This is a genomic window from Paenibacillus sp. OT2-17 (assembly GCF_009827695.1).
GTDB lineage: Bacteria > Bacillota > Bacilli > Paenibacillales > Paenibacillaceae > Paenibacillus > Paenibacillus polymyxa_B.
Genome location: NZ_WUDQ01000274.1, coordinates 1 through 4,879, shown reverse-complemented (window position 1 = coordinate 4,879; position 4,879 = coordinate 1). Strand labels below are relative to the sequence as shown.

Annotated in this window: 6 protein-coding genes; all 6 read left to right on the top strand. The window is 36.3% G+C overall.

Features of this window, described 5'->3' with window-relative positions; all coding sequences use genetic code 11:
- Positions 1-447: zinc-binding dehydrogenase (locus GRP75_RS19360; RefSeq protein WP_160790095.1), on the top strand; the 447-nt coding region annotated here is incomplete at its 5' end.
- A 10-nt stretch (positions 448-457) separates the two neighbouring features.
- Positions 458-1,021, top strand: coding sequence for a 6-phospho-3-hexuloisomerase (gene hxlB / locus GRP75_RS19355; RefSeq protein ID WP_025722481.1), 564 nt, complete (start codon positions 458-460; stop codon positions 1,019-1,021).
- Positions 1,022-1,182: 161 nt separating this feature from the next.
- Positions 1,183-3,243, top strand: a complete 2,061-nt coding sequence (locus GRP75_RS19350) for a BglG family transcription antiterminator (RefSeq protein ID WP_160790094.1) — start codon at positions 1,183-1,185, stop codon at positions 3,241-3,243.
- Between the two features lie 45 nt (positions 3,244-3,288).
- Positions 3,289-3,762 (top strand): PTS sugar transporter subunit IIA, encoded by a 474-nt coding sequence (locus tag GRP75_RS19345; protein ID WP_023988785.1) that lies wholly within the window; start codon positions 3,289-3,291, stop codon positions 3,760-3,762.
- Positions 3,763-3,799: 37 nt separating this feature from the next.
- Positions 3,800-4,048, top strand: a complete 249-nt coding sequence (locus tag GRP75_RS19340; RefSeq protein WP_160790093.1) for a DUF6250 domain-containing protein — start codon at positions 3,800-3,802, stop codon at positions 4,046-4,048.
- Between the two features lie 206 nt (positions 4,049-4,254).
- Positions 4,255-4,879, top strand: a 625-nt coding sequence (locus GRP75_RS19335; protein ID WP_237449106.1) for a class I SAM-dependent methyltransferase, incomplete at its 3' end; no start/stop codon positions are given.

Here is a 4,879-nt window from a genome sequence, read left to right as displayed (position 1 = left end):
AAGGAATTAGGCGCCGATTATACGATAAATTCTCTGAATGAAGATGTTCTGACAAAGGTCGCTGAATATACGGATGGCATGAATGCAGATATTGTAGTTGAAGCAGCTGGAACGCCCCATACAGCAGCAACTGTGTTTGGTTACGCCAAAAAAGGCGGCGGAGTTGTGTTCCTAGGTATCCCTTATGCAGACGTTGCGATGGAAAGATTTTATTTTGAAAAAATCCTAAGAAGTGAGTTAACCGTGTGGGGATCATGGAGTTGTGTATCCGCACCATTCCCAGGTAAGGAATGGGCAACGACTGTTCACTTTATGCACAATAACAGATTAAATACTAAAAAAATGATTACACATCGTATACCGCTTGAAGAAGGTTCAGAAATGTTTGAACGATTAATGGAAAGAAAAGAACTTATCGGCAAGGTAATCATGTATCCAGAAAGCTGAAGGTGAACTTATGGACAAATTAATTAAACAAATGGAAGTCATTATGAAAGAATTAGAAAGAAGTATTTCCTTAATGAATGTTGGTGAAAGTGAACAAATTCTACAAGTCTTGTATAATACAAAGCGGATTTTCCTTGCTGGTTCAGGGAGATCAGGTTTAGCGATCCGTGCTTTCGCTAATCGACTGTTGCACTTAGGTAAAACGGTTTATATTGTTGGTGATATTACTACTCCAAGCATTCAAGCAGAGGATATTTTATTTATTGGTTCTGGTTCAGGAGAAACCGCTGGTCTAATAGTAAATGCAAAAAAAGCAAAGCAATCAGGAGCAAAGGTAATTCTTAATACAACGAATTCGCAGTCGACTTTGGGGAAACTAGCTGATTACATGCTTTTAATTAATGTTGACAATAAAGAAACGGATACTGATTTAATGGAATCTTCTATTCAACCAATGGGATCGGCATTTGAGCAATTAAGTCTTCTCTTGTATGATGCGATTGTTTTGGAATGGGTAGCTAATTTTAATGAAACCTATGATGACATGAAATTAAGACATGCTAATTTGGAATAAACGTTTGATTTGAGGCAGAACAAAATTTCGATTCTTCACAGAGCGCCTCCAAGAGCAAAGATTAAATTGAGTAATTTGAATACGACCTAAACTTGAAGCCTCTTATATAATCCTCTGGAGCTGTCAATATTATTATTAACAAGGAAGGAGGAGAGAGAGCCATGCAGCTTGATGATAGAAGCAGCAGCTTGCTGCAAGAATTGTTATCAAATCCAAGTGTGAAGAGTAAGAACTTGGAACATAAGTATGGTTTAAGCCGCAGGCAAATCAGTTACAGCCTTGAAAAAATCAATGACTGGTTAGAGGGCCAACGCCTACCAAAAATTGAACGGAATAAACAGGGTGTTTTTATTGTTGATGCTACTCTCTTCTCTGCTGTGCCTAATGAAGTAAACAAGCCTTCGACAAAAAAATATATTTTTTCTGAAGCAGAGCGAGTAGAACTTATTATTCTGATCCTACTGAGTCGTAGTGAAGAATTATCTTTATTTCATTTTACCAGTTCCATTTACGTAAGCAAGAATACCATACTAAATGATCTAAAAGCAGCACAAGAATTAGTCGAACCTTATGATCTTAGTATCCGTTATTCCCGGTTATCTGGTTACTCAATTGAGGGTGTTGAATTTCAAAAAAGAAAGTTATTGATTGATGTCGTTAACAAAATTCATCACATGTACAATGGGGAAAAATGGGTTCAACAGTTAGCAGAGATCACTGAAAAAGAAGTGCAACAGATTCATGAACGTCTTGAAAAGATTGAAAGCCATCTGAGCTTGAAATTTACAGATGATAAGATGAAAACTTTGCCGCATATCCTACTGATCTTGCTGCGAAGAATCAAACTTGGGAAAACAATAAATTCCTCTCATATTAGCTATGAAGAATTATCGGATACCAAGGAGTACCAAGCGGTTCAAGAACTACTATCGGATTTGGTGCATATCCCGACCGAGGAAAGATTATTCATCACACTGCAAATTCTTACGACGAATGTTTCCTCATCTGAGCTCCTTGGGGAAGACATTGTATCAGATTTAAATCAGGCATTGAAAAAGATGCTGGAGCGATTTGAGAAAATGTCCTGCATCCTCTTACAAGACAAAAAGCAGTTGTTGCATATGATCATGCTGCATATAAAACCTGCATATTATCGCATTAAATACAAAATTACTATTACTAATCCACTAAAAGAAACAATTAATAGTGAATTCATAGAACTGCACCACCTTGTAAAAAAGTCAGCAAAACCTTTAGCTGATTACATTGGCTGTGATATTCCAGATAGTGAATGCACTTATTTAACGATGCTGATAGGCGGTTGGTTAACAAAGCAAGGAGACAGCATTCTGAGTAAAACAAAAGCAGTAGTGGTCTGCGCTAACGGAGTATCCGTTTCTAAGCTTTTACTAATTACTTTGAATGATTTATTTCCTGAATTCATTTTTTTGGATTCCTTATCTGTGAGAGAATTCAAGATGTATGATTTGGAATATGACATTGTTTTTTCTTCCGTATATCTGCAAACGAACAAACGACTATTTATAGTCAAGCCAATATTACAAAAGGAAGAAAAGATCTCTCTACGAAAACAAGTGATGGAATTATTGCATGGATTCACTCCATCTGAATTAAGTTTGAAAAATATTCTGGAGATCGTTGAGAAATATGCAACCGTTCAGAACAGGCAACTTCTTGCAAAGGAATTACAACACTACTTTACAAGCCATCACTCGTTGTCTTTCAAATCACAACCCGAATTACAAAAGACAAATTTGCATGACCTGATAACGCCGGCGAATATTACATTGCTTCCTTCAGTATCATCTTGGGAAGAGGCTATACGATTAGGGGCGCTACCGCTGCTGCTTCAAGGGAGTATCCAACCTTCTTATGTAGAAGCTATGATCCAACATTACGATGTGGAAGATCCGTATATCATTATTAGCCCAAATGTGGCAATTCCTCATGATAGTCCCGAAAGTGGGGTAAACGAAGTAGCTATGAGCTTGCTCCGTTTAGAGCAAGGCGTTGAATTTGCAAGAAATAGGCCGATAAACATCGTTATTATCATAGCCGCTGTCGATAAACAACAGCACTTAAGGGCATTGGTTCAGTTAATGAAACTTGTTGAAAGTAAAGATGATTGTGAAGCTATCATTCAAGCCCAAAGTGCAATGGATATCCATAGTATCATCAAAAAATATGGTACGGATTATTAAAAAGATATCTATGTTTTCCGATTTTTATAAAAGGGAGTAATTATTATGAGCGCAAAAACGATAAATGGACTCGTGTTTGATCAGGATTTAATTCAACTGCACGCACGTTACGATTCGAGGGAAGAGCTTATCAAAAGCTTTGGAAAAAAGATAGAAGAGAAAAATTATGCCAAAAAAGGATATACAGAATCTTTGCTTCAACGTGAAATCGAATATCCGACCGGAATCAACATGGGGACAATTGGAATAGCAATTCCACATACAAATAAAGAATTCGTTAACGAAACTGCTATTGCCGTTGCAGTTTTAGATAATAGCATAGAGTTCGAGGATATGGGGGGATCTGATGTAACTGTCAACGCAGAAATTGTAATGGTACTTGTAGTAAAAAATCCTAAGATGCACATCTCATTTTTAAAGAACTTAACAAGTTTGTTTCAAGAAGAAAAATTCGTTAAACGTTTTCAAAATGCAACTAATCCTGCCGAGATCGAGGAAATACTCTTGAAGTTGCTTTAATAGAGACACATAAAATAATGTTGTAAAATTAATTAAATTGGTTGATGGGACCGGATATGAAATTGCGACATATAACAATGATGGAAAACTGGATTTACAGCCAAATACAGATTATCATCTCAAAGTAGAAGCGCAAGGCAATATCACTAAGGTTTATTTGAACAATAAATTAGTTATCGACACAAAAGATCAAACTTATAAAGAAGGATACTTTGGTCTCAATGTATGGAATACAACGGCTTTTTTTAATGAAGTTAAAGTGAAACTAAAACATAAAGATGAATGATTAAGAAAAGTTAAATAATGATATTTGTATCTCTATGGATTTAGTTTGTGTCGCCGCACAGCGACACAAACTTTTTTTAATTATTTGATCCATTTTCAGAGACAGAATACTTAATCCTGTTTGATTCAATGTACATCGACACAAAGTTTCCAATCAAAACTACCTTATAAAATCCAAGCTTAAGCAGGAAATTTGCAGAAACGGTTATGATTGAAGACGATACCTTCTATATATGGGGTGAAGAATGCATTGTAAGCAAAATATCAAGTGAGAAAGGCATAAAGTTGGAAGAGCAATTTTTGTTTGTATTTAATCGAATTGAACAAACCAAACATAACTTAATGATGGGGGCATTATCAATGAATAAGGAAGATGAGAAATTACTGCAATATTATCTGGAACTCAAAGGTCCGAATGCGGGGGAATGGAACTCTTCTCCACAGTGCCTTCACACACAGTTGGTGACAAGAGATAACGTAAAGAAGACATTCGATATTTTTGATGAAATCCAAGTATGTAATGTTGGTATCGGAACTGGAGATTGGGACGATTACCTTGGATATTGGCTTAAGGGAAGAGGTGGTTTAACCAGCATTGATATTGACGAAAGTATTTGCGAGATATTTGAGTATAGACAACAGAGGGAGCAGCATCCGAATCCATCAAAAGTTTTATGCAGGAGTATATTCGATTCCGATTTGCCTCAAGAAGCCTTTGATATTGTAACCCTAATTGGGTCCGCTATTAATGAAACAGGGGACTTCAAAAAATGCTTAGATTCGTGTTTTAGTTTAATCAAGCATGGGGGATATTTGATGTTTATGGCAAGTT